The sequence below is a fragment of the Pseudomonas sp. TE9122 genome (genome assembly GCF_056278925.1).
The window spans coordinates 3014382-3038698 of the sequence record NZ_JBWBQI010000001.1 but is presented as its reverse complement, the minus strand read 5'-3'; the positions used below and the strand labels follow the sequence as shown (position 1 = coordinate 3038698).

The 24317-nt window shown below is 60.9% G+C and carries 22 protein-coding genes and 2 pseudogenes; 12 read left to right on the top strand and 12 right to left on the bottom strand.

Translation table 11 applies throughout. The annotated features are described in order from the left end of the window. The first annotated feature begins 57 nt into the window (after positions 1-57). Entirely contained in the window at positions 58-1674 is a 1617-nt protein-coding gene (locus tag ACZ9BE_RS13630; RefSeq protein ID WP_476249560.1) for a L,D-transpeptidase family protein, read from the top strand. Between the two features lie 150 nt (positions 1675-1824). Here the strand turns inward: ACZ9BE_RS13630 and ACZ9BE_RS13625 are convergent, their stop codons facing one another. The 4 genes from ACZ9BE_RS13625 to ACZ9BE_RS13610 form a co-directional block, all read right to left on the bottom strand. Beyond that, positions 1825-2667 carry an NAD-dependent protein deacetylase gene (locus tag ACZ9BE_RS13625; RefSeq protein ID WP_258706862.1) on the bottom strand — a complete coding sequence of 281 codons (843 nt, stop codon included), beginning with the start codon at positions 2665-2667 and terminating at the stop codon, positions 1825-1827. Between the two features lie 55 nt (positions 2668-2722). Then, positions 2723-3769, bottom strand: coding sequence for a class I SAM-dependent methyltransferase (locus ACZ9BE_RS13620; protein WP_476249559.1), 1047 nt, complete (start codon positions 3767-3769; stop codon positions 2723-2725). Positions 3770-3919: 150 nt separating this feature from the next. Continuing rightward, on the bottom strand, positions 3920-5230 hold the full coding sequence (locus ACZ9BE_RS13615; protein WP_071172820.1) for an ATP-binding protein: 1311 nt from the start codon (positions 5228-5230) through the stop codon (positions 3920-3922). Beyond that, positions 5227-5967: a response regulator gene (locus ACZ9BE_RS13610; protein ID WP_024013314.1), complete on the bottom strand. Its 741-nt coding sequence runs from the start codon at positions 5965-5967 to the stop codon at positions 5227-5229. The genes ACZ9BE_RS13615 and ACZ9BE_RS13610 overlap by 4 nt, the downstream gene beginning before the upstream one ends. A 299-nt stretch (positions 5968-6266) precedes the next feature. On the opposite strand from ACZ9BE_RS13610, the gene ACZ9BE_RS13605 reads away from it, so the two are divergent. The 3 genes from ACZ9BE_RS13605 to ACZ9BE_RS13595 all read left to right on the top strand — a co-directional run bounded on the left by ACZ9BE_RS13605 (position 6267) and on the right by ACZ9BE_RS13595 (position 8245). Beyond that, the gene (locus ACZ9BE_RS13605; protein WP_016775158.1) at positions 6267-6530 is read left to right on the top strand and encodes a DUF2790 domain-containing protein; all 264 of its coding nucleotides are present in this window, start codon (positions 6267-6269) and stop codon (positions 6528-6530) included. 33 nt (positions 6531-6563) lie between these two features. Then, positions 6564-6944 carry a hypothetical protein gene (locus ACZ9BE_RS13600; RefSeq protein WP_476249558.1) on the top strand — a complete coding sequence of 127 codons (381 nt, stop codon included), beginning with the start codon at positions 6564-6566 and terminating at the stop codon, positions 6942-6944. A gap of 89 nt (positions 6945-7033) precedes the next feature. Next, positions 7034-8245: a cytochrome c biogenesis protein DipZ gene (locus ACZ9BE_RS13595; RefSeq protein WP_252876510.1), complete on the top strand. Its 1212-nt coding sequence runs from the start codon at positions 7034-7036 to the stop codon at positions 8243-8245. Positions 8246-8262: 17 nt separating this feature from the next. Here the strand turns inward: ACZ9BE_RS13595 and ACZ9BE_RS13590 are convergent. Further along, a pseudogene (locus ACZ9BE_RS13590) lies at positions 8263-8724 on the bottom strand (GNAT family N-acetyltransferase). Positions 8725-8954: 230 nt separating this feature from the next. On the opposite strand from ACZ9BE_RS13590, the gene ACZ9BE_RS13585 reads away from it, so the two are divergent. Further along, complete coding sequence (locus ACZ9BE_RS13585; protein WP_095181981.1) at positions 8955-9767, top strand: class I SAM-dependent methyltransferase; 813 nt, start codon at positions 8955-8957, stop codon at positions 9765-9767. Between the two features lie 133 nt (positions 9768-9900). On the opposite strand, the gene pcsA is transcribed toward ACZ9BE_RS13585, so the two are convergent. Continuing rightward, positions 9901-10623: a phosphatidylcholine synthase gene (gene pcsA / locus ACZ9BE_RS13580; protein ID WP_039762346.1), complete on the bottom strand. Its 723-nt coding sequence runs from the start codon at positions 10621-10623 to the stop codon at positions 9901-9903. Positions 10624-10883: 260 nt separating this feature from the next. Here pcsA and ACZ9BE_RS13575 point away from each other — a divergent pair, with 260 nt between their 5' ends. Further along, positions 10884-11621, top strand: a complete 738-nt coding sequence (locus ACZ9BE_RS13575) for a tellurite resistance TerB family protein (protein WP_476249557.1) — start codon at positions 10884-10886, stop codon at positions 11619-11621. A gap of 132 nt (positions 11622-11753) precedes the next feature. Next, the gene (gene ligD, locus ACZ9BE_RS13570) at positions 11754-14369 is read left to right on the top strand and encodes a DNA ligase D (RefSeq protein WP_476249556.1); all 2616 of its coding nucleotides are present in this window, start codon (positions 11754-11756) and stop codon (positions 14367-14369) included. On the opposite strand, the gene ACZ9BE_RS13565 is transcribed toward ligD, so the two are convergent. The 3 genes from ACZ9BE_RS13565 to sodC form a co-directional block, all read right to left on the bottom strand. Beyond that, positions 14370-14771: a hypothetical protein gene (locus ACZ9BE_RS13565; RefSeq protein WP_071172813.1), complete on the bottom strand. Its 402-nt coding sequence runs from the start codon at positions 14769-14771 to the stop codon at positions 14370-14372. It lies immediately after the preceding gene. An 80-nt stretch (positions 14772-14851) separates the two neighbouring features. Further along, positions 14852-15166, bottom strand: a complete 315-nt coding sequence (locus ACZ9BE_RS13560) for a DUF2388 domain-containing protein (protein ID WP_024013308.1) — start codon at positions 15164-15166, stop codon at positions 14852-14854. A 125-nt stretch (positions 15167-15291) separates the two neighbouring features. Further along, entirely contained in the window at positions 15292-15813 is a 522-nt protein-coding gene (sodC, locus tag ACZ9BE_RS13555) for a superoxide dismutase [Cu-Zn] SodC (RefSeq protein ID WP_476249555.1), read from the bottom strand. Between the two features lie 222 nt (positions 15814-16035). On the opposite strand from sodC, the pseudogene ACZ9BE_RS13550 reads away from it, so the two are divergent. Beyond that, positions 16036-16812, top strand: a pseudogene (locus tag ACZ9BE_RS13550) (MCP four helix bundle domain-containing protein); the annotation flags it as partial. After that, a complete protein-coding gene (locus tag ACZ9BE_RS13545) occupies positions 16807-17670 on the top strand; it encodes a methyl-accepting chemotaxis protein (protein WP_406229202.1) in 864 nt (287 codons plus the stop codon). The pseudogene ACZ9BE_RS13550 and the gene ACZ9BE_RS13545, both read left to right, overlap by 6 nt. A gap of 179 nt (positions 17671-17849) precedes the next feature. Here the strand turns inward: ACZ9BE_RS13545 and ACZ9BE_RS13540 are convergent, their stop codons facing one another. Then, the gene (locus ACZ9BE_RS13540) at positions 17850-18281 is read right to left on the bottom strand and encodes a nuclear transport factor 2 family protein (RefSeq protein WP_071172808.1); all 432 of its coding nucleotides are present in this window, start codon (positions 18279-18281) and stop codon (positions 17850-17852) included. Positions 18282-18810: 529 nt separating this feature from the next. On the opposite strand from ACZ9BE_RS13540, the gene mqo reads away from it, so the two are divergent. After that, entirely contained in the window at positions 18811-20457 is a 1647-nt protein-coding gene (gene mqo, locus ACZ9BE_RS13535; RefSeq protein WP_041480875.1) for a malate dehydrogenase (quinone), read from the top strand. 97 nt (positions 20458-20554) lie between these two features. On the opposite strand, the gene ACZ9BE_RS13530 is transcribed toward mqo, so the two are convergent. After that, entirely contained in the window at positions 20555-20983 is a 429-nt protein-coding gene (locus ACZ9BE_RS13530) for a nuclear transport factor 2 family protein (RefSeq protein WP_150741067.1), read from the bottom strand. Between the two features lie 439 nt (positions 20984-21422). Here ACZ9BE_RS13530 and ACZ9BE_RS13525 point away from each other — a divergent pair, with 439 nt between their 5' ends. Continuing rightward, positions 21423-22232, top strand: a complete 810-nt coding sequence (locus tag ACZ9BE_RS13525; RefSeq protein ID WP_476249554.1) for an OBAP family protein — start codon at positions 21423-21425, stop codon at positions 22230-22232. Positions 22233-22365: 133 nt separating this feature from the next. Here the strand turns inward: ACZ9BE_RS13525 and ACZ9BE_RS13520 are convergent, their stop codons facing one another. After that, the gene (locus ACZ9BE_RS13520) at positions 22366-23136 is read right to left on the bottom strand and encodes an alpha/beta hydrolase (RefSeq protein WP_056789165.1); all 771 of its coding nucleotides are present in this window, start codon (positions 23134-23136) and stop codon (positions 22366-22368) included. 111 nt (positions 23137-23247) lie between these two features. Here ACZ9BE_RS13520 and ACZ9BE_RS13515 point away from each other — a divergent pair, with 111 nt between their 5' ends. Beyond that, positions 23248-24207 carry an aldo/keto reductase gene (locus ACZ9BE_RS13515; RefSeq protein ID WP_406226757.1) on the top strand — a complete coding sequence of 320 codons (960 nt, stop codon included), beginning with the start codon at positions 23248-23250 and terminating at the stop codon, positions 24205-24207. Positions 24208-24317 lie beyond the last annotated feature (110 nt).

Genomic DNA, 24317 nt, shown 5'->3' with positions numbered 1-24317 from the left:
GCGCACCTGATGTAAGGTTGACCGTCATCTGGACGGCCATGGATTGGAGTAAAGCAGTTGTTCAAAAAGTACGCATGCTACTTGAGCATTTGTTTGCTCGCTGCGCCGTTTGTCGCTTGCGCCGATGAGCCGCTGCCCCCGCTCGAAACCCTGCCGACGCCTGAAACGCAATTGCCGGTCGAGCCGCGCAGCCCGTTGCAGGCAGTTTTGATCAGCCTGTCGCAGTCGTGCCCGGCCATCGCTCCGCGTCTCAATGGCCCGTCGTTGAGCCAGTTGCAGGCGTTTTATGAACAGCAGGACTGGATGCCGGTGTGGGCAAGTGAATCGGCACGCTTGCCGGCATTGCGCGCGCAATTGCAGCTGTTGGCCGACGACGGGCTGAATCCGAATCGCTATGCGGTCGCGACGACACCGCCGCAGGATGGCGAGTTGTGTGCCGACATCGACATCAGCCGCAACTATCTGCAGGCCTTGCAGGATCTGCATTACGGCCGTCTGTTGCAATCGCATTTCGAACCGCTGTGGCGTGTCGACGGCCCGCCGACCGATCGTCAGGCGCAATTGCTCAGCATTGCCGTGCCGGGCATGAACGATATCGCTGCGGCGTTCAACCTGGCGCGTCCGCATCTGCCGCAATATCAGAGCCTGCGTCAGCTGTATGCCGCGCAACGCTTGCAAGCCTTGCCGCAATGGCAGCCGGTCGGCAGCGGCCCGTTGCTGCGCCCGGCGATGGAAGACCCGCGCGTGCCGGAACTGGCCCGTCGTCTGTACAGCGAAGGCTATCTGCCACACGCACTGGTGCCGCCGGACAACGCCTACGATGACGTGCTGGTGGAGGCAGTGAAGCACTTTCAGGCCAGCCATTCGTTGCAAGCTGACGGCGTGGTCGGGCCGGGCACCATTGCCGAGCTGAACATCAGCCCGCTGACCCGCCGCGATCAGCTGCGCGTCAATCTCGAACGTTTCCGCTGGATGGCCCAGGACATGGAGCCCAGTGGTCTGGTGGTCAATGTCGCCGCCGCTGAGCTGACGCTGTATCAGGGCGGTCAACCGGTGTGGCAGACCCGCACCCAGGTCGGCCGCGCCGAACGCCAGACACCGCTGCTCAAATCCCGCGTCACCCGCCTGACGCTGAATCCGACCTGGACCGTACCGCCGACTATCTGGAAGGAAGACAAGCTGCCGGAAATCCGCAAGGACCAGACCTTCCTCAGCCGCCAGAATCTGCAAGTGCTCGACGCCAACGGCCAGCCTCTGGCGGCGGCGGATATCGACTGGGACAACCCCGGCAACATCCTCCTGCGCCAGGACGCCGGCCCGCGCAATCCGCTGGGGCAAATGGTCATCCGTTTCCCCAACCCGTTCTCGGTGTACCTGCACGACACGCCGAGCAAGGCGCTGTTCGACAAAGGCCCACGGGCGTTCAGCTCCGGTTGCGTGCGCGTCGAGCACCCGCTGCAACTGCGCGATCTGCTGCTGTCCCCGGCAGAAAAAGCCCGCACCGATACTTTGCTGGCAACCGGTAGCACCCATGAATTTCGCCTGTCGGCGCCGGTGCCGATCCTGATGACCTACTGGACGGCGCAAGTCGACAGCAGCGGCCAGGTGCGTTATGCGCCGGACATCTACAGCCACGACAGCGTATTGCTGGCGGGGCTGGATCGGGCGCATTGAGTCCGGCACCAGCACGGCAGTCAAAGATCTGAGTTCGATGAGTGATTTCAGGTCGACGAATCCCGTACAGACACCTCGGTCAGTCCCCTCTCCCTCGGGAGAGGGCTAGGGTGAGGGGCCGATTTCAAGCCGAACCCATTACTCAAAATCTCACCGCCTCAGCTCCTCCACCAACCACGGCAAAAGCTCCTCACACGACCCTTCAATCTTCAAATCCAGCAAATCATCCGCCCGGGTCTTGCCCAGATTGATCGCCATCAACGGTTTGCCACGCTCGGCGATCACCCGACACAAGCGAAACGCCGAATACGCCATCAACGAAGATCCCACCACCAGCAACCCCGCCGCATTCTCGGCGGCGGCCAGCGCGCGTGCCGCTGTCGTCGGCGCCACGTTCTCGCCGAAGAACACCACATCCGGTTTCATCCGCTCACCCGCGCAATGCGGGCACTGCGGTACCCGGAAGCGCGCTTCAAATGCCGGGTCGAGCAAGGTATCGCCATCCGGCGCCTGCACCGCATCAACACCACTCAGGTAGGGATTCTGTGCCTCCATCTGCTGCTGGATCGCATCGCGCTCGCTGCGTTGCCCGCAATCCAGGCACAGCACCCGATGCAGACTGCCATGCAGCTCGATCACATCCTGGCTGCCGGCCTGATCGTGCAAGGTATCGACATTCTGCGTGATCAAATCGCTGATCCGGCCGCGCTGCTGCAACGTCGCCAGCGCCTCATGCGCCGCGTTCGGTCGGGCCTGACGGACGCGCGGCCAACCGAGCATGGCCCGCGCCCAATACCGCCGGCGTGATTCCGGGGCGGCGAGAAATTCCTGATACATCATCGGCTGCCGCCCGCGACGCACGCCGTCACTGTCGCGATAGTCCGGAATGCCCGATGGCGTGCTGATGCCGGCGCCGGTCAATATCAGCAAGTTATCATCGGCCATGGCCTGCAACAGCGTATCGAGATGTTCGCGGATCGGGCTATCGAGCATGCTCAGCACTCCAGAATGGGCAGTGCCCCGCAGGTTAGCACGCGATCCGTACGGGTTACTTGCGCGCCTCCAGTATCAGGTTGAAAGGCGTTTGCGTGGCGCGGCGGAACTGCTTGAACCCGGCCTCGACAAAGACTTTGCGCAGGCGCATTTCCCCAGCCTGCGCACCGAGCCCGAGGCCGACTTCCTGGGACAGCGAATTGGGCGTGCAGATAAACGTCGAGGCGGCGTAGTACAGGCGCCCGACCGCGTTGAGATTGTCGTCCAGTTTGTCGTTGGCGAACGGTTCGACCAGCAACACCGTGCCATCACCTTTCAGCGACTCATAAGCGTGGCGAGCGGCGCCGACCGGGTCGCCCATGTCGTGCAGGCAGTCGAAAAAGCAGATCAGGTCGTAGTCGCCGCCGGGATAGTTTTTCGCCGTGCCCTCGAAAAATCTGGCGCGATTGCCCACGCCACCTTCTTCGGCCCGTTGCGTGGCGACGGTGACTGACGGCGCATGGAAGTCGAAGCCGACAAACTGCGATTTCGGAAACGCCTGGGCCATGATCACCGTCGAGGCGCCGTGGCCGCAGCCGATGTCGGCAACTTTGGCGCCGCGTTCCAGCTTCGCCACCACGCCGTCGAGCGCCGGAAGCCATTCGGCAATCAGGTGACCTTTGTAGCCGGGGCGGAAGAAACGTTCGGTGCCGCTGAACATGCACGGATGGTGATCGCCCCACGACAAGGCGCCATTGCCGCGCATGGCCTTGACCAGTTTGTCCTTGTCATGGAAAAACGACGCCACAACGCCGAGACCGCCAGCAACGTACACCGGCGAATCCTCTACGGCCAGCGCCAGTGCCTGTTCTTCAGGCAAGCGAAATTGACCGTCAAGGTGTTCCATATAGCCCGATGCGGCATGGGCGCTGAGCCATTCACGCACCAGGCGCGGATTGCAGGTGGTTTTGGCAGCTAGGGCTTCGGGGCTGATCGGTTGGCTGTCGGCCATCGCCCGGTACAGACCGAGTTCTTCGCCGACAATGACATTGGCCAGCATCGCCGCGCCGCCCATGTCGTTGACCAGTTTGCCCATGAATTCGTTGAGCTTCGCCTCATTCATCACGTGTGCTCCTGAAACAGGATCACCGTCCGGCGGCGTTGAATGTCGAGGCAGGCGCCACCGGGCGGTGGTCACGGATTGGGGCAGGGCACAGCAGACGTCCTGCGGCCCCCTCGACTGGGTAATGAATGAGTCTAGTCGGTGTTTTTCTCAGCGTGGCAGCGGCAACTTCAGTTCAGCGCACAACCCGCCACCTTCACGATTGCTCAACAGCAGCGAGCCACCCAGCGCCAACGCCAATTGCTGGGCGATCGCCAACCCGAGCCCGGTGCCGCCGGTATCACGATTGCGCGAGTTTTCCACGCGGTAGAACGGTTCCAGCACCTGCGCCAGTTCGGCCTCGGCGATGCCCGGGCCGCGATCGAGGACTTTCACCGACAGGCTGTTGCCCTGCGCTTCGACCTGCAATTGCGCGGCGCCGGCGAATTTCAGGGCGTTGTCGGTCAGGTTCACCAGCACCCGGCGCAGGGCCTGCGGGCGGGTTTCGATTACCGCTTTGCTTTTGCCGCCGAGCTGCACGTCCTTGCCCATGTCCTGATAGTCGAAGACCAGGCTGTCGAGGAACGAGTCGAGATCAGTACGCCGGCTTTCTTCGGTGGCGCCGTGAACGCTGCGAGCGTAAGCCACGCCTTCGCGCACCAGATGCTCGATCTCGCCCAGGTCGCTGCTCAGTTTGTCTTTCTCGACCGAGTCGTCCATGAACTCTGCGCGCAGTTTCATCCGGGTGATCGGCGTTTGCAGGTCGTGGGAAATCGCCGCGAGCAGTTGCATGCGTTCTTTCAGGTAGGCGGCAATGCGCGTCTGCATGGCGTTAAACGCCCGCGCGGCGTGGACCACTTCGGTCGGCCCTTGCTCGTCGAGTTTGATCGGGTGCGCGTTGGGATCGAGGGTTTCCACGGCGTTGGCGAGGCGAGTGAGGGGGCGGATGGCGATGCGCACGGCGAGCCATGTGCAGAGGATCAGTAACGCCAGTTGGCCGAGCAGCACCACCGGCAACCACGGCGACAACGGCACCATCGCCGGACGGATATCGATGGTCACCGGGCTGCCGTCGCTCAGGCGCAGGTGGCCCTGGAAGTGTTGTCTCGGACCGCCGGGAACTTCGGTAAACACGATTGGATAAGTGTCGCCGATGGCCGCCGTAATCGAGGCGATCGCGACGGACTTTTCAGCTGAGGTCACCGGCATGCCCGGTTCGCCCTCGTTGAGCAGGTAGCCGTAATTGCGCCGGGCCAGTCGCGGCAGCCAGGCCTCGCGCTCGGCGGCGGGCAGGCGATCGAGGATCGCCATCGAAGTCGAGACGTCGGTTTCGAGGTTGCCGAGCATGGTGCTTTTCGCGCTCTGGTAACGCTCGTAATACTGCGCGCCGAACGACAGGCCCTGCGCCAGAATCAGTCCGATCAGAAAAATCAGCGACAGGCGCGAGGCGAGAGTGCGTGGCCATTGCAGCTTGAGTTTCATGCCGAAGCCCCAAGCAGTTCGACCGGCAGCGAGAACACATAACCTTCACTGCGCACGGTCTTGATATAAGCCGGCTCGCGAGCATCGTCCAGCAGGCGTTGACGCAGGCGACTGACCAGCAGATCGATGGAGCGGTCGAACAGATCGGCCTCGCGCCCTTGGGTCAAATTGAGTAACTGATCACGGCTGAGCACCCGTTGCGGATGGTCGAGGAACACCCGCAGCAAGCGGTACTCGGCACCGCTGAGGGCAACCATGGTGCCGTCGCTGTCGAGCAGGTGCCGGGCCGAGGTGTCCAGCTGCCAACGACCGAAGGCCAGCAGGCGACCGGCTTCGGTGACCACCAGGTTCGGCGGCAACATGCGGGTACGGCGCAACACAGCGTTGATCCGCGCCAGCAGTTCGCGGGCGGCGAAGGGTTTGCTCAGGTAATCGTCGGCGCCCATTTCCAGACCGATGATGCGGTCGGTCTCATCGTTGCGCGCGGTGAGCATCAGCACCGGCGTGGCCTTGTGTTTGCCCACGCGCAATTCACGGCACAACTGCAGGCCATCGTCGCCGGGCATCATGATGTCGAGCACGATCAGGTCGACGGTGTTGGCATCAAGGAAGCTGCGCATCTGTCGGCCATCGGCGACCACTGTCGTGCGCAGGCCGTTCTTCTTCAGGTAGTTGCCTACCAGTTCACGGATCTCGCGGTCGTCGTCGACGATGAGAATGTGATCGACATGTTCCATCGGTTCAAGCCTCTGTCAAAGGGGGAATGCCGTGCAGTCTATAGCGCCGCTGACCGCACGCCTGCCTGCCTTTGTATTGCAGTGTATCTGTCGCGACGGCGGATACACACCGACGCAAAATCACGATTTTTTCGGGGTTTTGTATCGCTCTGTATCTACACACTGCATGGATACACAACGAGTGATTCTCGTCCTTTCCTGACACAGACGCGATACCTCGAAGGCCTCAAATAGGCTCCATCGAGGCACACACACAGACCGCCTCGGCTCAAACCCACTGAAGCCTTGAGGACTACACCATGAACAATAAATCCGTATTCGCCGCCTGCCTGTTCGCCGCTCTGAACATCTGCACCCTGTCGGCCCACGCCGAAGCTGACGTCAGCCGGCAAACCTACACCTACGGCACCCATCTGGATATCCAGAAAGTGCTGTCGATGACTGAAGACACTTCCGTGACCTGCGGCATCACCGAGGCGCGCATGACCTACCTCGATTCCGCCGGCAAAACCCGCGAGCTGGATTACAGCAAATTCGCTGACGGCTGCAACAACCAGAACTGAGTCATCCCTACTTTTTCTGCAAGGAGTTTTGCCATGAACAACGTCTCGCGCTTTCTGACCGCAGCAGCCTTCGCCTTCACCGGTGCCGCCGCCCACGCCAACAGTGCCTTGGAGCAGAGCAGCTGCGCCAGCAGCACCTGCTTCCAGCTGACCACGGTCGCGAAGGAGGGCAGCGATGCACTGATCGCCGCTGATGGTTCCAGCCGCACGCCGCAGGGGCAGATGGTTGCCGCTGATGGTTCCGACCGCACACCGCAGGGGCAGATGGTTGCCGCAGATGGTTCCAGCCGCACGCCGCAAGGCCAGATGGTTGCCGCTGATGGTTCCAACCGCACACCGCAAGGCCAACTGGTCGCGGAAAACGGTGCCAGTCGCACGCCTCAAGGGCAGCTGCTGGACGGCCAGACCGCATGAGCCACGGCGTAGATAAAGCAGGCTAGCGAGGGACGTTTCCCTCGCTGCCCGGTTGCGTGCCCAGCCCCCCCATTCAAGGTGACCCCGTTATGTACCTCATCGCATTTCTCGGCGGTCTGCTGACCGTCCTCAGTCCGTGCATCCTGCCGGTGGTGCCGTTTCTGTTCGCTGGCGCCAACCGTACACGTTCCTCGATCTTGCTGACCCTCGCCGGCATGGCGCTGACCTTTGCGCTGATCTCAAGCCTCGCGGTGGTCAGCAGCGAGTGGGTGATTCAGGCCAGCAACACCGGCCGTCACGTTGCCTTGTTGGTCATGGCGCTGTTCGCCTTGTCGCTGATCTCGGCCCGCGTCGGTGACTGGCTGACCAGGCCCTTCGTCGCCCTGGGCAATCGTCTCGATCAGGACACCCGTAAACGAGCCGGACCGATGGGCTCGATCATGCTCGGCGTCGCCACCGGCCTGTTGTGGGCGCCCTGTGCCGGGCCGATCCTTGGGGTGATTCTGACCGGCGCAATGTTGCAAGGCGCCAATGCCCAGACCAGCCTGTTGCTGCTGGCTTACGGCGTCGGCAGTGCCTTGTCGCTGGGAACGTTGATCTTCGCCGGGCGCGGTCTGGTCAATCGGCTGAAACCGTCGATCCCGTTCAGCGGCTGGTTGCGTCGTGGTGCCGGGGTTGCGGTGCTTGCGACAGTCGCGGTGATTTCCACGGGCGCCGACAAGGCTCTGCTCGCCAATACCTCTTCCGAAGGCGTGGCCAGCGTCGAGAAAAACGTCCTGGAAAACGTGCCGAAAGTGGTCGACTACTTTGTCAGCAAGGTCCGCGCCGATTCGATGATGGACGAGGCGCGGGGCGCGATGCCGTCGCTGTCGGGCGCTGTGCAGTGGCTCAATTCACCAGAGCTCAGCGCCGAATCCCTGCGCGGCAAAGTGGTGCTGGTGGACTTCTGGACCTACGACTGCATCAACTGCCAGCACACCCTGCCGTACGTCAAAGACTGGGCGAAGAAATACGAGAAGGACGGCCTGGTGGTGATCGGCGTGCACACACCCGAGTATGGCTACGAGCGCATCATCAACAACGTCAAGGATCAGGTGAAAAAACTCGGTATCACCTACCCGGTGGCGATCGACAACGACTACGCAATCTGGCGCAACTTCGACAATCAGTACTGGCCGGCGCATTACCTGATCGACGCCAAGGGCCAGATGCGTTACAGCCACTTTGGTGAAGGTCGCTATGCGGAGCAGGAGCAGATGATCAAGCAGTTGCTGGAAGAGGCGAAAGCTCCGGCAGCCTGATCAAAAAAACCAATGGCTCACAGGTCGCGGACCATGAGCCATTGTTGTTTTTCCCACGCCTGAAAACCCTCCAATAGCTGCCAGCCGCGTTTACCGTAGTAGTCGTGTTTGTCTTGCGTGTGCAACTACAAGCGCGACACCCCACGCTGCTTTGCTGCCTCGCAAATCCCTTCAATCAGATGCTCCGCCAAGCCTTGCCCGCGCGCCTCGGGATCAACGAATACGCAGGCGAGCCATGGGCCGAGATCGGCGCGATCAGCCAAGTCGTTGCGGGCCAGTGCGGCACCACCGAGCAGGCGTTCACCGTCCATGGCAATCAGGCACGACCATTCGCCATTGCTTTGGCCCTCGGCAAATTCGCGCTGCCATTGAGCCAGGGGCTGGTCGGCGTATTCGTAGTGGAATTGTTGGTGAATCCACGCCGCGTAGCGATCGCTGTGTTGCATGTGCGCGGCGAGCCAGTCGAGGTGCAGTGACATCGGTCGAGTCCTTTGCGTGGGCGAGCCCGCATCAGAAACCAATCCCGCGACGCTGACAATGCGCAAGGTGTATCAGGCGCTTGACAGATTTGCGCCGCTCATCGGCAAAGTGCCGGGTTTACGGGGCTGGCGGACGATTGGCAGGGACGCCGGGCAGCCTCGGCGCGATAGTGACCAAGCACAGTCTGCGCCGCCGACTGTGCATTCTCTCTGCCACGGAGCTCGCTGTCATGAGTACCCCGCTTGACCTCACTGCCCTGAAGGAACGTCAGAAAGTCGCTTGGGCCAGTGGCGACTACGCCGTGATCGGCACCACCTTGCAAATTGTTGGGGAAAACCTCGCCGAGGCCTGCGATCTGCGCTGTGATGAACAGGTGTTGGATGTCGCGGCCGGTAACGGCAATGCAACCCTGGCAGCGGCGCGGCGCGGGTGTGTAGTGACTTCGACCGATTATGTGGCGGCATTGCTGGAGCGTGGTCAGGATCGCGCCCGGGCCGAGCATCTGGAGGTGATTTTTCAGGTGGCCGATGCCGAGGCTTTGCCTTTTCCCGATGAAAGCTACGACGCCGTGTTGTCGACGTTCGGCGTGATGTTCGCGCCTGACCAGGTCACCGCCGCTGCTGAACTGGGGCGGGTCTGTCGTCGCGGCGGACGGATCGGTATGGCGAACTGGACGCCGGAGGGCTTCGTCGGCCAGATGTTCAAGACTCTCGGCCAGCATCTGCCACCGCCAGCGGTTGCACAGCCTCCATCGAACTGGGGCTCGGATGCGTGGCTGCACAAGCATTTCGATGACCGCGATTTTGTCGTGCGCGTGACCCGCAGCCACTTCAACTTCCGCTACCGCTCGGCGGCGCATTTCATTGATATCTTTCGGCACTGGTATGGGCCGGTGCACAAGGCTTTTGCGGTGTTGCCGGCGGAGGCCGGACAGGCGTTGGAGGATGATCTGACCGAGTTGCTCAATCGAGCGAATCGCGCGGGGGAGGCGTCGCTGGTGGTGCCGAGTGAGTATCTGGAGGTGGTTATTACCAAGCGCTAGTCCCCATCGGATCTCCTGATCGATGAAGATCTCTGCGGGAGCGAGCCTGCTCGCGAAAGCGGTGTGCCAGCCAACCTTGATGTTGATGGAACGACCGCATTCGCGAGCAGGCTCGCTCCCACAGGGAATGTGCTTATTTCAAATGGCCGCGATCAAACCACTCCAGCGCCGTGCGCCAGATGCAGATCCCCAGGAAATAAGCCGACATCAGCAGCCACAAGCCCATCACCAGCGGGTTGATCACCGGGTGATTGAGCACCAGCGACAGGCTGCACAACAGCCAGATCGCCGTCACCGCAATATTGATTGGCATGAAACGCCGCACGCGAAACGGGTGCAGGAACTTCATCCGCGTCACCGTCAGCAGCGCCAGCCCGATCACGGTGAGAAAGGTAATCCACGGCCCCGGGCCAATGATGTACAGGCACAGCGCTACCACGTTCCAGGCCGCCGGGAAGCCGACAAAATAGTTGTCCTTGCTCTTCATGTTGACGTTGCAGAAGCAGAACAGCGACGACACCAGAATCACCGACACCGTCAGCAACAGGGTGTAATCGGGCAGGGGAATGTAGCGGTAGATAAACAGTGCCGGGATGAATACATAAGTCAGGTAATCGATGACCAGATCGAGGATCGAACCGTCGAAACTCGGCAGCACCGATTGCACATTGACCTTGCGCGCCAGTGCGCCATCGAGGCCGTCGACGATCAGCGCCACGCCCAGCCACATCAGGCAATGAATCGGCTGGTTTTCCAGCAGCGCGAGGGTGGCAAGGAAGGCGGTGACCACGCCGGTCGCGGTAAAACCATGGGCGCCCCATGCTTTCAGCCTGGCGATGTGTACGGTGGATATCACGGGGGTGTTCTCCAGAAAGTGAAGCAAGCCGGGTATCGCCCATCATCAGAAAGGGCGTCGGCGAACCGGGTCGGGTTGCAGCTATCGACCGGTTTAGCCGCGATAAGGTTCACCACCCTTGAATCTTAGCTGGCCGGCGAAAATTTTCTCGCGTGGCGATTCGATGGTGATCGGGCGTCAGCCCAACGGTGCTGGCGCTATGGCTGCGTCGGTCTATCGTTGCCAGACGCAATCAGGCCGGGGCCTCGGAGGATAACGTCATGAACACCAGCGATTTGCTTGAACAACTGCTCCGAGGCCAGGCCTCGGCAGGGCAACAACGCGGGGCTTCGGCCGGTGACGGCCTGGGCGGTTTACTTGGTGGCCTGTTGGGCGGCGGCAGTCAGTCCGGAGCGGGTGGCGCGGCTGCTTCGGGTGGCCTCGGCGGCCTGGGTGGTTTGCTCGGTGGCTTGCTCGGCGGCGGTGGCTTGGGAAGCGCCCTCGGTGGCGGTAGCAGAAGCCGTACCGGTGGGACCAGTTACGCGGCGCTCGCATCGCTGGGCATGATGGCTTACCAAGCGTATCAAGCATGGCAACGCAGCCAGGCCAGCACCGCGCCGCAGGAGCTGCCACAAACCGCCGACCTGCTCGCCGGCCCGCAAATCGAAACCCACAGCCACGCGGTACTGCGCGCCCTTATCGCCGCCGCCAAGGCTGACGGCCGCATCGACGACGCAGAAAAGCACCTTATCAGCAGCGAGATCGGCAAACACACCGCCGACCCGCAGTTGCAGCAATGGCTCGACGCCGAAGTCGCCAAGCCGCTGGATGCCCGCGAAGTGGCGCAATCCGCTAACGGCGATCCGGCCGTAGCCGCCGAAATGTACCTGGCCAGCGTCATGCTGGTAGACGATCAACAGGACGCCGAACGCAGCTATCTCGATGAGCTGGCCGCAGCCTTACAGATCGATCCGGATCTGCAGGTGCATCTGGAACAGCAGGCGAAAGGGCAAGCCTGACCCGCTGTAAAAATCCCTGACACTGCCAGCCCCGGCCGTTCCATCCGTCCGGGGCTTTTTTACCTCGATTGAATTTTTCCGCCGCCGTGTCGCTCTTCTGCATAACAGAACCCGTCTGCCATCGGTGTGCTCATGAACAGGAACCTCGACGATTACAACCGCATGCGTGATTTTTCCGCGACGTCGGAACCGGCCGCAGTCAAGCGCTCGGGCCGTAAGTCGGCCAAGGATCATGCCTTGCAGTTCTGCATCCAGAAGCACGACGCTTCGCACCTGCATTACGACTTTCGCCTGGAACTCGACGGCGCCCTGAAGAGTTGGGCGGTGCCGAAGGGGCCGTCGCTGGACCCGTCGGTCAAGCGTCTTGCGATTCATGTCGAGGATCATCCGCTCGATTACGCGACGTTCGAAGGCAGCATTCCCGAGGGGCATTACGGTGCCGGTGATGTGATCGTCTGGGATCGCGGCGTGTGGATTCCGCTGGAAGATCCGCACAAGGCCTATGCCAAGGGCCGGCTCAAGTTTGAGTTGCAAGGCGAGAAGCTCGGCGGCGTGTGGAATCTGGTGCGCACGCACATGCCGGGCAAGAAAGAACAATGGTTCCTGATCAAGCATCAGGACAACGCCGCGCGCCCGCAGGATGATTTCGACGTATTGGTCGCCGAGCCCGACAGCGTGCTCAGCGAGCGCACGATTGTCGGCAAATCGGCGGCTGCTGCCGATAAAGCCAAACCGGTGAAAAAGGCCCCGGCCAAGCCGCGCAAGCAGGCGTCCGGGCAGCTTACCGGCGCGCGCAAGGGCAAGCTCCCAGCGCTGATCAAGCCGGAACTGGCGACGCTGGTCGACAGCGCGCCCGAAGGGCAGTGGAGCTACGAGATCAAGTTTGACGGCTACCGGGTCATGGCGCGGATCGATCACGATGAGGTGCAGCTGTTCACCCGCAACGGCCATGACTGGACGCACAAACTGCCGCAGCAGGCCAAAGCGCTGGCGGCGCTGGGTCTGGAATCGGCCTGGCTCGATGGCGAAATGGTCGTGGCCAACGAGCAAGGCGTGCCGGATTTTCAGGCGCTGCAGAATGCCTTCGATGCCGGGCGCAGCGGCAACATTGTTTATTACCTGTTCGACGTGCCGTATCTGAATGGCGTCGACCTGCGCGACGTGCCGGTCGAAGAACGCCGCGCCGCGCTGAGCACCATCCTCGGCGCGCAGAAAGAATCGTCAACGCTGCGCTTCTCCGAAGCCTTCGAAGAAACCCCGGATGCGCTGCTCAACAGCGCCTGCCAGATGCAGATGGAAGGTCTGATCGGCAAGCGGCTCGGCTCGCCTTATGTATCGCGGCGCAGCGGTGACTGGATCAAGCTCAAATGCAAGCATCGCCAGGAATTCGTCATCGTCGGCTACACCGATCCGAAAGGCGCGCGCAGTGCCTTCGGTGCCTTGCTGCTCGGCCTGCACGACGCTGACAGTGGCGAGTTGCGCTACGCCGGCAAGGTCGGCACCGGGTTCAACGAAACCACGTTGAAAAGCATCCTCGCCCAACTTAAGCCGTTGCAGACCAAAGCCGCCGCAGTGGTCAATCCGCCCAGCGGTTTCGAGGCCAAAGGCGTGCACTGGCTCAAACCCAAACTGCTGGCGGAGGTGGCGTTCGCCGAGATGACCAAGGACGGCTCGGTGCGTCATGCCGTGTTCCATGGTTTGCGCGATGACAAACCGGCCAAGGACATTACCGAGGAGCGAGCGAAGCCTGTGAAAGCTGCCAAGTCCGAAAAAACCGAAAAGACCAAAACCGCCGACAAGCAGCCGGCAAAGAAAACCGCCGCCAGCAAAAAAGACGAAACCGCCCCTTCGCAAGCAGGTCTGGCCGGCGGCAAGGTACGCATCACTCACCCCGATCGAGTGATCGATGCGGTCAGCGGCACAACCAAGATGCAACTGGCGCAGTATTACGCCAGCGTTGCCGAACACATCCTGCCGCAACTTAAGGATCGTCCCGTGGCCTTAGTGCGTGCACCGGACGGCATCGCCGGCGAACTGTTTTTCCAGAAGAACGCCGAACGCCTGGCCATTCCCGGTATCACTGCTCTGGACAAGGACGTCACCGGCCAGCCAGTGATGATGATCAACAATCCCGAAGCGCTGGTCGGTGCGGTGCAGATGAGCACCGTCGAACTGCACACTTGGAACGCGACGAAGGTGGATCTGGACAAGCCCGATCGCTTCGTTCTCGACCTCGACCCGGATCCTGCGCTGCCATGGAAAAGCATGGTTGAAGCCACCGCGCTGACCCTGACTGTGCTCGATGAGCTGGGCCTCAAAGCCTTCCTGAAAACCAGCGGCGGCAAAGGTATTCACCTGGTGGTGCCGTTGACGCGCAAGCATGGCTGGGACGAAGTGAAGGACTTCAGCCACGCCATCGTCAGCCACATGGCCAAGTTGCTGCCGGACCGGATTTCAGCGGTGTCCGGGCCGAAAAACCGCGTCGGGCGGATCTTCATCGATTACCTGCGCAACGGCCTCGGTGCCACCACCATTTGCGCCTACGCCGCCCGGGCGCGGGAAGGCATGCCGGTGTCGGTGCCGCTGTACCGAGAGGAGGTCGCTGAAATCAAGGGTGGTAATCACTGGAACATCTACAACGTTCACGAGCGTCTGACCGAAGTCGGCGATGAACCTTGGGCGGACATGAAGAAAACCCGTCAGACCATCACCGCCGAGATGCGCAAACGCGTCGGCATGAAATCGTGATCAGGTGTCGCGCAGCAAGTCGTGGGCGTTGAGCAGTTCGAAGGCGATTTGCGGGTGGTTTTCCAGGCCCTTGCGAATCGCCGCCGGGATTGCCGCGCGAGTCTTGCGACACAAGCCTGGCAGCTCGTCGATCTGAATGGCAATGCCGCGCATGGTGCGCACTTCATTGAAGCCGGGGGCGACGTCGACACGGATGCCGAGTTGCTCGTACATACGCTGTTGCAGGCGTTTGAGGTCGGCGAGGTCTTTGAGTTGTTCCAGGCGCGCCAGAAGAATTTTTTCCTCAGCGCGAGTCAGGCGCAGGATGCGCAGATCGGCGCCGGGGGTTTCCAGCAACGGATCGCGCCCGCAGATGCAGGCGCCGGGAGGGCAGGGTGAGCGCAAGGGCACGGTCGTCGTCATGGCCTCCATCATAGAGGCCGTCGGACATGTTTGCCTATGCGCACTCAGCGGCCGTCCATCGGCCGCTGCGTCCCTCGTGACTACTGCTGCACGCCTTCGTAGTGCACCAGAATGGCGTTTGCCAGGTCTTCATCACTGGCGTTCAAGCCAGGGTTTGCCTGGCGCACCTGTTGCAGTACCGACTCAAGATAAACCCCACGAATGGCCCCGCCGCTTGCAACGAACGCAGACACGTCGTCACGGGCCGGAATCACCATTTTGTCGTCCTTGAAGGTCGAGTACAGCGACGCGGAGACACCTGCCGAGGTGGCGACGTCACCCGCGTCAACGCGGGCCAGCGCAGAACCGACCGGCAGGCAAAGCATTAAAGAAGAAATCAGGACTAACTTGCGCATGACGTGTTCCTCCACAAGCGCTAAGCAAAAAGGGAAGGGACTACATAACGTCAGAGGTGAACGGCGCGCGGGAGTTCCGTGAGCGGTGAAAAGCCGTGAGTCAGAGTTTTCACCGCTCAGTCGGTTCAGATCACCCCACAGGCCATGCGATCGCCGCCACCGCCCAGTGGCTTGGGCATGTCGGAATGGTTGTCGCCGCCGGCGTGAATCATCAGGGCGTGGCCCTTGATCTCGGAAATCTTCTTAAGGCGCGGTGCCAGCACCGGATAGTTGGCGACCCCGTCAGCCGTCACATACACCGCTGGCAGATCACCCAGATGCCCGTCGGCGTAAGGGCCGAGATGCTTGCCGGTTTTCGCCGGATCGAAGTGTCCGCCAGCGGCCATTGCCGCGCCTTTCACGCCATCCTTCGTGCCCGCTTCGCAGCTGCCGTTTTCATGGACATGAAAACCGTGGATGCCGGCCGGCAATGATTTCAGCTCGGGTGTGAACAGCAGGCCGTACGGCGTTTCGCTGACAGTGACAGAGCCGATCGCCTGCGGCGCGCCGTCGGCGCTGACCAGATTGATTGCGACTTTCTCCGTTGCTGCCTGTGCGGTGCCGATTGCCAACGTGCCGAGCAGACCAAACCACAGTGCGCGTTTCATAAGCGTTTCCTTCAGCTGCATGAATGTTCGTAGCCATGGATTGATAGCCTGCCGGGGTTAACCAGCGATGAAGGCGTTATCCATCGGCGCTGCAAGGTGTGACCGGGTTCACGCTTGAAAAGTTTTGCCGGATTCAAGTCGCCCCTGACATCAGCCGATACGCTCTGTGTCGGCAGTTCCCTGCACATAGGCTTAACTGAAATCCGACAAGCGCAATCCAGCGTGCCCACGGGAGATTCCACGGTGTCGATCAAACTGCGTTTGGTGTTGCTGATTGCGACCAGCCTGCTGACGGCGCTGATCGTGAGCCTGGTCAGTTACGTCGGCAATCTGCGGATGGCCACGGCGGTCGGCGATAACACGGTAAGCATGAGCGCGCTGCGCAATCACATGGAAGCGGACATGATGCACGACGCCCTGCGCGCCGATGTCTATTCGGCGATGCTGGTCGGCCTGGGCAAAAGCACCGCCACCGCCACAGAAGTGCGCGATTCGCTGGCCGAGCACGCAGGGCATTTTCGTGAAGTGCTGGATGACAACCTGAAACTGCCGATCAACCCGCAGCTGCGCACGGCGCTGGAGCAGATCAAGCCGAGCCTCGACACCTACATCAAATCCGCCGAGCAGATCGTCGGCGTGGCGCTGGACAATCCGGATGCCGCCCAGCAGCAGCTCGGCACGTTCAATGCCGCGTTCAGCCAGCTCGAAGAGCAAATGGCGACGCTCAGCGAATTGATTGAAAGCAACACTCGGCAAACCAGCGAAGGCACCGAAGCGGCCATTAGCAATGCCAATCTGGCCCTTGGTGTGGTGCTGATCGCCAGTCTGTTGCTGCTGCTGATTCAGGGGCGCTGGGTGATCCTGAGTATCATGGGGCCGCTCAAATCCGCCAGCCGCATCGCTGAAAGCATTGCCCATGGCAATCTCAGCGAACCGATTGTCGAGCCCGCCGGCAAGGACGAAGCCAGTGTGCTGATCCGCACATTGGCGACCATGCAACGTGACTTGCGCAACATGATCGACGTGGTCCGGCGCAACGCCCACGGTGTCAGCGGCATGAGCGAGCAGCTCAGTCAGGGCTGCCATCAGGTCGCCGACAGCAGCCAGCAGCAAAGCGTTGCCGCCGGGACCATGGCGGCCGCCGCCAGCCAGATGACCGCGAGCATCGAAGAAATCACCCGCCACGCCGAACGTGCCCTGAGCATGGCCAATCAGGCGGAAAATCTAGCGAAGGAGGGCGGCGGGGTGATTCATCAAGTGGTCAGCGACATGGACGACATCGCCCGCTCGGCACAGCAGTCGGCGCAGGTGATCCGCACGCTGGATCAGGAATCCGAGGCGATCTTCAACATCATTCAGGTGATCAAGAGCATCGCCGACCAGACCAACCTGCTGGCCCTCAACGCCGCGATCGAGGCGGCGCGGGCAGGTGAGCAGGGCCGTGGCTTTGCCGTGGTCGCCGATGAAGTGCGCAGTCTGGCCGCACGCACCAGCGCCTCGACCCAGGAAATTGCCGCAATGGTCGCGCGCATCCAGAGCAGCACGCGCGAGGCGGTCAACAGCATGGAGGCCGGTGTGGCGCAGGTCGACAAAGGCATGGCGGTAACAGCGGACGTTGAGCGGGCAATTCGCGAGATCCTCGACGCCACGCTGAACACCACGCAACTGGTCAACGACATCACCCGCACGATTGGCGAACAGAGCCAGGCCAGTAACGAGATCGCCCATCAGGTGGAGATGATTGCCGGGATGAGCGAGGGCAACAGTCGGGTGATCGGGCAAACGGCGACGACCACCGATGAATTGTCGAATCTGGCGGGGCAGCTGGCGCGGTCGGTGGATCGGTTTCGGTTGTGATAGCGGTAGGACCCATTACATTTCTGGTGTCTATCACGGCCTTATCGCTGGCAAGCCCGCTACCACAGGGTCTGATGTTGTGAATGCAACGGTGTGCACACCATCATCCACTGTGGGAGCGGGCTTGCCCGCGATTAGGCCAGCTCGGGCAACACTGAATCAGGCCTATGTGCCCTTAATCAAAACCTGAACGCCTGTCGTCCCACCAACAACCATTTCCCACCCTGTTTCTGCCAGATCTGGAAATTTTCGATCTCGGTCGGAATCACCTCAGTCCCCTTCAACGCCTGCGCGGAGAAGTGGTGGCGCACCAATGCGGTATCGCCGGACATCGTGATGGTCTGCTTCTGCATCTCCAGGGTCTTGAATGCGCTGCGGCCGGTTTCGATGTCGGCGATGAATTCCTGCTTGTCCTGAATCTTGCCGCTGGAGTGGCCGTAGGTCAGGTTCGGCGCGGTCAGAGCGTTCAACTCGGCGATGTCTTTATGCAGCATCGCCTGAGTCAGGTGATCAACTGCTTGGGCGACTTCTCTTTCCGCCGGGGCAGGGGCGGCCATGGCGCAGGCGCTGAAGGCGCAGAAGAAACCGATGAGTAGGCGGGATTTGGTCATGTTGTTTCCTTGTTGTTATTGGGTTGGGATGACTGGCTTTGTTCGTCAGTCATCATACAACTTAGCAGGTTATTTTCTGCATGAACAACGAGCCGTTGGCGCTGATTTATCAAGTTGCGATGCGTATCGCGCAAAAAACTTTGCAGGCCAATGCCTAATCGCAGTCATGTTTGGTTGCCGATGGCCGATAAGTCTCTGAGCGGAAAAAGACTTTCAAGTCGGGAACAGACGCGCGGGTTCGCCCTGACGTGATATTCTCCGCGCCAAATTTGCTTTGACTTAATTCGGTTGGCTGGCCTTTCGGGCGGGCCGACGGGATCCCTGTCGCTCAAGCAGCTGAAGCCAATAACGATAAGAAGTCAGTTCAGAAGGGACATTAACTGAGGTCGATGCCACATGTCGGCCTTGTGTGCCCACCCGTCAATATTGAAGTGTGCCGGATTGCGCGACGCCAGCCTGAGCGTCAACAAAGCGCAACGCAGACTGATAACAACGACGGGCGGAAGGCGTTTTATCATAGGTGCAACAGATGTTTAAGAAAGTGAACACAGCCTTGCTCGGTCTGGCTTTGGCGATGGGGATGTCGTCTGCCAATGCTGCCGAAGCCAAGAAAGTTGATGTCCTGCTGATCGGCGGCGGCATCATGAGCACCACCCTGGGTGTGTGGATCAATGAGCTGGAACCGACCTGGTCGATGGAAATGGTCGAGCGCCTCGATGGCGTCGCCCTGGAAAGCTCCAACGGCTGGAACAACGCCGGTACCGGTCACTCCGCCCTCGCCGAGCTGAACTACACCCCGGAAGACGACAAGGGCAACGTAACGATCCCGAAAGCTGTCGAGATCAACGAAGCGTTTCAGGTTTCCCGTCAGTTCTGGGCGTGGCAGGTTCAGCAGGGCGTGCTGAAGAACCCTCGTTCGTTCATCAACACCACTCCGCACATGAGCTTCGTGTGGGGCGATGACAACATCAAGTTCCTGAAAAAGCGCTACGAAGCGCTGCAGGCGAGCCCGCTGTTCGCCGGCATGCAGTACTCCGAAGACCCGGCTGTGATCAAGAAGTGGGTACCGCTGATGATGGAAGGGCGTGACCCGAACCAGAAAATCGCGGCCACCTGGAGCCCGCTGGGTACGGACATGAACTTCGGCGAAATCACCCGCCAGTTCGCCGCTCACCTGCAAACCAAACCCAACTTCGATCTGAAACTGTCGAGCGAAGTTGAAGACATCACCAAGAACGCCGATGGCACCTGGCGTGTGAGCTACAAAAACCTCAAAGACGGTACCAAGACCGAAACCGACGCCAAGTTCGTGTTCATCGGCGCTGGCGGCGGTGCTCTGCACCTGCTGCAGAAGTCGGGCATTCCTGAAGCCAAGGAATACGCAGGCTTCCCGGTTGGCGGCTCGTTCCTGGTGACCGAGAACCCGACGATTGCCGAGCAGCACCTGGCCAAGGCCTACGGTAAAGCTTCGGTTGGCGCGCCACCGATGTCCGTTCCGCACCTGGACACCCGTGTTCTGGACGGCAAGCGCGTCATTCTGTTTGGCCCGTTCGCGACCTTCAGCACCAAGTTCCTCAAGGAAGGTTCGTACTTCGACCTGCTGACCAGCACCACCACCCACAACATCTGGCCAATGACCAAGGTCGGCATCAAGGAATACCCGCTGGTCGAGTACCTTGCCGGGCAGTTGATGCTGTCGGATGAAGACCGTCTGAACGCGCTGAAGGAATACTTCCCGAACGCCAAAGCCGAAGACTGGCGCCTGTGGCAAGCCGGCCAGCGCGTGCAAATCATCAAGCGTGATGAAGCCGCTGGCGGCGTGCTGAAGCTGGGCACCGAGATCGTTGCTTCGCAAGACGGCTCGATCGCCGGCCTGCTGGGCGCATCGCCAGGCGCGTCGACTGCTGCACCGATCATGCTGAGCGTGCTGCAGAAAGTCTTCAAAGACAAAGTCGCAACCCCTGAGTGGCAGACCAAGCTGCACCAGATCGTGCCGAGCTACGGCACCCAGCTGAACAGCGATCCGGCCAAAGTGGCTGCAGAGTGGGCTTACACCGCGAAAATCCTCGAACTGCCGACGCCTCCAGCGATCGGTCAGGTAGCTGCTCCGGCGGCACCTGCGGCTGACAAAGCCGTAGCGCCGAAGGAAAACGCTGCACGTGACATGGCTCTGTAACCAGAACCCTGACACACAAAACCCACTGAACCGGCGACGGTCAGTGGGTTTTTTTATACGCCGGACCTGTAGGCGCTGACGAGTGCATTCGGTAGGGTCAGGCTTTCGCGTTCGCCAGGTAGGCCCCCAGGCGCCGACCCATTTCTTCGCCCAGTGCCTGCAACCCGCTCAGCGGCCGCACCATCACTTCAAACTCGACAATTTTGCCGTGTTCATCGAAGCGAATCATGTCGATGCCTTTGAGTTCCTTGCTGCCGACCCTGGCGCTGAATTCGAGAATCACGTTCAGGCCATCCGCCGTCGCCAACTCGCGGTGATAGGCGAAATCTTCGAAGACTTCAAACACGGTGTTGAGGATCATCGCCACCACCGGCGCGCCGGGGTAGGGCGTGTGGGCCATGGGCGAGCGGAACACAGCTTGCGGATCGAGCAGTTCAGGCAGGGCTTTGAGATTGCCGCTGCGGATCATCTCGTGCCAGCGCTCAAGGGACGCGGCGACGTTGGGCTGCAAGGCGAGGTCGGGCATGGTCACTCCGGTTTTTATTGTTGTCGGTCGGCAATGACTGTAGATCAACCGCGCCGAAAGTGAATCCCCAAGTCTCAGGCTGAATATCTGTTCATGCCCGAAGCGGATCAGATGCGCATCTGATCCGTATTTTTCTGTTTCATCTGCCTCTGTATTCAGTACAGCCACAGGCTCAGAATGCCCCGGCAGTGCGGCCAATCACCCTCCGACCTCATTCCGAAGCGTCCGGTGCACCGCACACCCCGCATCAAGGAGCGCGACATGTACAAGATGGCAATTTTTCTCGGCGGTTTTCTGACCTTGACCATTCTGATCGGCGTGCTGGCGACGATCTCCCCAGTCTGATCCGCGCGCATTTTTTCGAACTCCGCCGTTCTCCTGCTTTCAGTTGCAGAACAGGGCCAGCATGCGCCCGTTACAGAAGTTCGAGGAGTGAAACATGCGTACGATAACCTCGCAGGGACGTTGGGTTCCCATTGGTTTGATGGTCGCCGCGCTGACTGGCTGCGCGATGAGCAACACCGATTCACCGGTGCAGACACCGGGTCAGGCCAAGGCTTCCGATACTGAAATGCTCGAAGTCGGCGCGCAGTGGTTGCAGGACAAACCGCCGATCCGCGCGTTGAACATGTACCTTGATGGCTTTCATTTTTACAACGGTCATCCCGGCGCGCAGATGGAAGCGCACCATTACTGCTCGGCGCTCAACGAAGAAGTGTTCCAGTGCGTGATCTACGACGGCAACACCGCTGAAGCTAAGTTGATGGGCGTGGAATACATCATCAGTCAGCGCCTGTTTACGCAATTGCCGACAAAAGAAAAAGCCTTGTGGCACAGCCACGCTCACGAGGTGACTTCTGGCCAGTTGGTCGCGCCGGGCATCCCGCAAGTGGCGGAAAAGCGACTGATGGAAAAACTCGCCAATACTTATGGCAAGACTTGGCACACCTGGCACACCGATCAGGACAAGCAACTGCCGCTGGGCGTGCCGCAGTTGATGATGGGCTTTACCGCTGACGGTCAGGCCGATGCACAAATGGTCCGCCAGCGCGATCAGCGCCTGGGCATCGACAGTGCCGAGAAGAAGAACGCTCGCGCCGGGATCAAACCGGCACCTGTCGCAACGGGGGCTGACGCGTGGCAGAAGGGCAACGCCGTGCAGCTCAACGACCCGACCGGGCATCAGCACGTCACGCCGCGCTCGGCCACCTCTGGCGATGAAAATGCCCGGAGCGGCAGTCAGCCTTAGCTTTGGACAGTAGCTGCAAATGGTGTTGTCTGTACCGGCGTCATCGCGAGCAGGCTCACTCCTACATTTAAAATGCGTTCCCCCTGTAGGAGTGAGCCTGCTCGCGATGGCGTCCGTCTGATCGCTACATCCTTCAGCGATTCAACACATCCACAATCCACTGCAAATATTGCTCGCGCTCGGAAATCGAGTTATGCCCCGAGTCCGGCACCACCTTCAGCGTCGCCACGCCCGCAGGAAAACGCTCGAACAGCCGCTGCGTACTGCTGCGCCCAATCACTTCGTCATCACTGGCCGCCAAGAGCAACGTCGGTGCGCGAATATGCGCCGCGTATTTGCCTGATTCGAAACGATCCTTGAGCAACCACTTCACCGGCACCCACGGGTATTGCCGTTCGGCGATTTCCTCAAGGCTGTTGAACGGCGTCACCAGGATCAGATTCTGCACCGGCCGCTGACTGGCCAGGCGCACCGCCACCCCCGAACCGAGGCTGCGTCCGATGACTGCAATCTGCGGGTGGCTGGCATAGACCTGATCGAACAGCGCCAGCGCATCTTCGGCAATCGCGGCTTCCGATGGCGAGCCGGTGCTGCCACCAAAGCCCCGATAGTGCAGGAAATACAGCGCGTAGTCGGGAAACGCCTCGGCGAATTCCGGCAGATTTCGCGAGACGTCCTCGGCATTGCCGCCGAAATAGATCAGAGCCCGCGTTCCGCTGCGCTCTCGGTCAGTCACCCAGACCTCGGCATCCGGCATCGACAGTTTCAATCGCGAATCCGCTGCAACCACGGCGGCAGGCTGGGGAAACCAGATCAGCGAGCGCTGAAACACGAACAGCGCGGCGCACAGCACCAGGTAAACGGCAACGATGAAAACGACGAGTGACATCAGGGTTCGGGACATTCGGCTACTTTTAACGGGAAGAGAGGTTGGCTGTGGCAGTGTAGTTCAGCGCCTGCGCCTGACAGCCTGCGCACACACCATGCAACAGATCCGCGCAGCAGGAGGACACGCATGCGCCACACTGAGGGTTACTCACGTCGCCGCTTGCTCACGCTGGCTGCCCAAGCTGCGGCGCTGCTCACCATTGATCGGGCGTTGGCCGGCAGCGTAGCGCCGACCGCCACTGCGCCGCCCACGGCAGGAGACCAGACCATGCAGACCCGCGCCATCCCTTCCAGCTCCGAGGCACTGCCCATGGTCGGGTTGGGCACGTATCGCGGTTTCGACGTCGCCCCGGGCGATCCGGTTTACCGGCAGTTGCCCGCCGTCCTCGAAGCGCTGTTCAGAAAGGGCGGCACGCTGATCGACAGCTCGCCCATGTACGGCCGCGCCGAGCAGACCACCGGTGAACTGCTGTCGATCCACGAACCACGTTCGCCGGCTTTTCTCGCCACCAAGGTGTGGACGCGCGGGCGCAAGGAGGGTATCGCGCAGATGGAGCAGTCCTTCAGTCTGCTGCAAACCGAACGCATCGACCTGATGCAGATTCACAATCTGCTCGACTGGCAAACCCACTTGCCGACCCTGCGCGAATGGCAGGAGCAGGGGCGGATTCGCTACATCGGCATCACCCATTACACCTCGTCGGCCTATGACGAGGTCGAGGCCGTGCTGAAAGCCGAAAAGCTGGATTTTCTGCAGATCAACTACGCCCTGGATGATCGCGCGGTCGAGAAACGCATCCTGCCGCTGTGCCGTGAGCGTGGGGTGGCGGTGATTTGTAATCGGCCGTTTGGCGGCGGCGATCTGCTCGCCCGGCTCAAGGGCAAGCCGCTGCCGGCCTGGGTCTCGGATGTACAGGTCAACAGCTGGCCGCAACTGGCACTGAAATTTCTCCTGGCGCACCCGGCGGTGACCTGTGTGATTCCGGGGACCAGCAATCCGCGCTACATGGCTGACAACGCCGGAGCCGGTTTTGGGCCGATGTTGACCGATGCGCAACGGCATCAGTTGATTGCGTTGCTGGGCTGATCAGTCCTTAAGCTTCGCAAAGCCCTCCCGGTTAATTGCAAATTGTTCTGAAAAACTGTCAAACCTGACAGTTGGCTGAGCTGTGCCCGATGCCAATCATGCAGTTCCAG

Bases quoted from the DNA above. Each gene is read 5' to 3' on its own strand.
- ACZ9BE_RS13625 (WP_258706862.1), bottom strand. From the start codon at position 2,667: ATGCTCGATAGCCCGATCCGCGAACATCTCGATACGCTGTTGCAGGCC.
- ACZ9BE_RS13620 (WP_476249559.1), bottom strand. From the start codon at position 3,769: ATGAATGAGGCGAAGCTCAACGAATTCATGGGCAAACTGGTCAACGAC.
- ACZ9BE_RS13615 (WP_071172820.1), bottom strand. From the start codon at position 5,230: ATGAAACTCAAGCTGCAATGGCCACGCACTCTCGCCTCGCGCCTGTCG.
- ACZ9BE_RS13610 (WP_024013314.1), bottom strand. From the start codon at position 5,967: ATGGAACATGTCGATCACATTCTCATCGTCGACGACGACCGCGAGATC.
- ACZ9BE_RS13605 (WP_016775158.1), top strand. From the start codon at position 6,267: ATGAACAATAAATCCGTATTCGCCGCCTGCCTGTTCGCCGCTCTGAAC.
- ACZ9BE_RS13600 (WP_476249558.1), top strand. From the start codon at position 6,564: ATGAACAACGTCTCGCGCTTTCTGACCGCAGCAGCCTTCGCCTTCACC.
- ACZ9BE_RS13595 (WP_252876510.1), top strand. From the start codon at position 7,034: ATGTACCTCATCGCATTTCTCGGCGGTCTGCTGACCGTCCTCAGTCCG.
- ACZ9BE_RS13585 (WP_095181981.1), top strand. From the start codon at position 8,955: ATGAGTACCCCGCTTGACCTCACTGCCCTGAAGGAACGTCAGAAAGTC.
- ACZ9BE_RS13575 (WP_476249557.1), top strand. From the start codon at position 10,884: ATGAACACCAGCGATTTGCTTGAACAACTGCTCCGAGGCCAGGCCTCG.
- ligD (WP_476249556.1), top strand. From the start codon at position 11,754: ATGAACAGGAACCTCGACGATTACAACCGCATGCGTGATTTTTCCGCG.
- ACZ9BE_RS13565 (WP_071172813.1), bottom strand. From the start codon at position 14,771: ATGACGACGACCGTGCCCTTGCGCTCACCCTGCCCTCCCGGCGCCTGC.
- ACZ9BE_RS13560 (WP_024013308.1), bottom strand. From the start codon at position 15,166: ATGCGCAAGTTAGTCCTGATTTCTTCTTTAATGCTTTGCCTGCCGGTC.
- sodC (WP_476249555.1), bottom strand. From the start codon at position 15,813: ATGAAACGCGCACTGTGGTTTGGTCTGCTCGGCACGTTGGCAATCGGC.
- ACZ9BE_RS13545 (WP_406229202.1), top strand. From the start codon at position 16,807: ATGCAACGTGACTTGCGCAACATGATCGACGTGGTCCGGCGCAACGCC.
- ACZ9BE_RS13540 (WP_071172808.1), bottom strand. From the start codon at position 18,281: ATGACCAAATCCCGCCTACTCATCGGTTTCTTCTGCGCCTTCAGCGCC.
- mqo (WP_041480875.1), top strand. From the start codon at position 18,811: ATGTTTAAGAAAGTGAACACAGCCTTGCTCGGTCTGGCTTTGGCGATG.
- ACZ9BE_RS13530 (WP_150741067.1), bottom strand. From the start codon at position 20,983: ATGCCCGACCTCGCCTTGCAGCCCAACGTCGCCGCGTCCCTTGAGCGC.
- ACZ9BE_RS13525 (WP_476249554.1), top strand. From the start codon at position 21,423: ATGCGTACGATAACCTCGCAGGGACGTTGGGTTCCCATTGGTTTGATG.
- ACZ9BE_RS13520 (WP_056789165.1), bottom strand. From the start codon at position 23,136: ATGTCCCGAACCCTGATGTCACTCGTCGTTTTCATCGTTGCCGTTTAC.
- ACZ9BE_RS13515 (WP_406226757.1), top strand. From the start codon at position 23,248: ATGCGCCACACTGAGGGTTACTCACGTCGCCGCTTGCTCACGCTGGCT.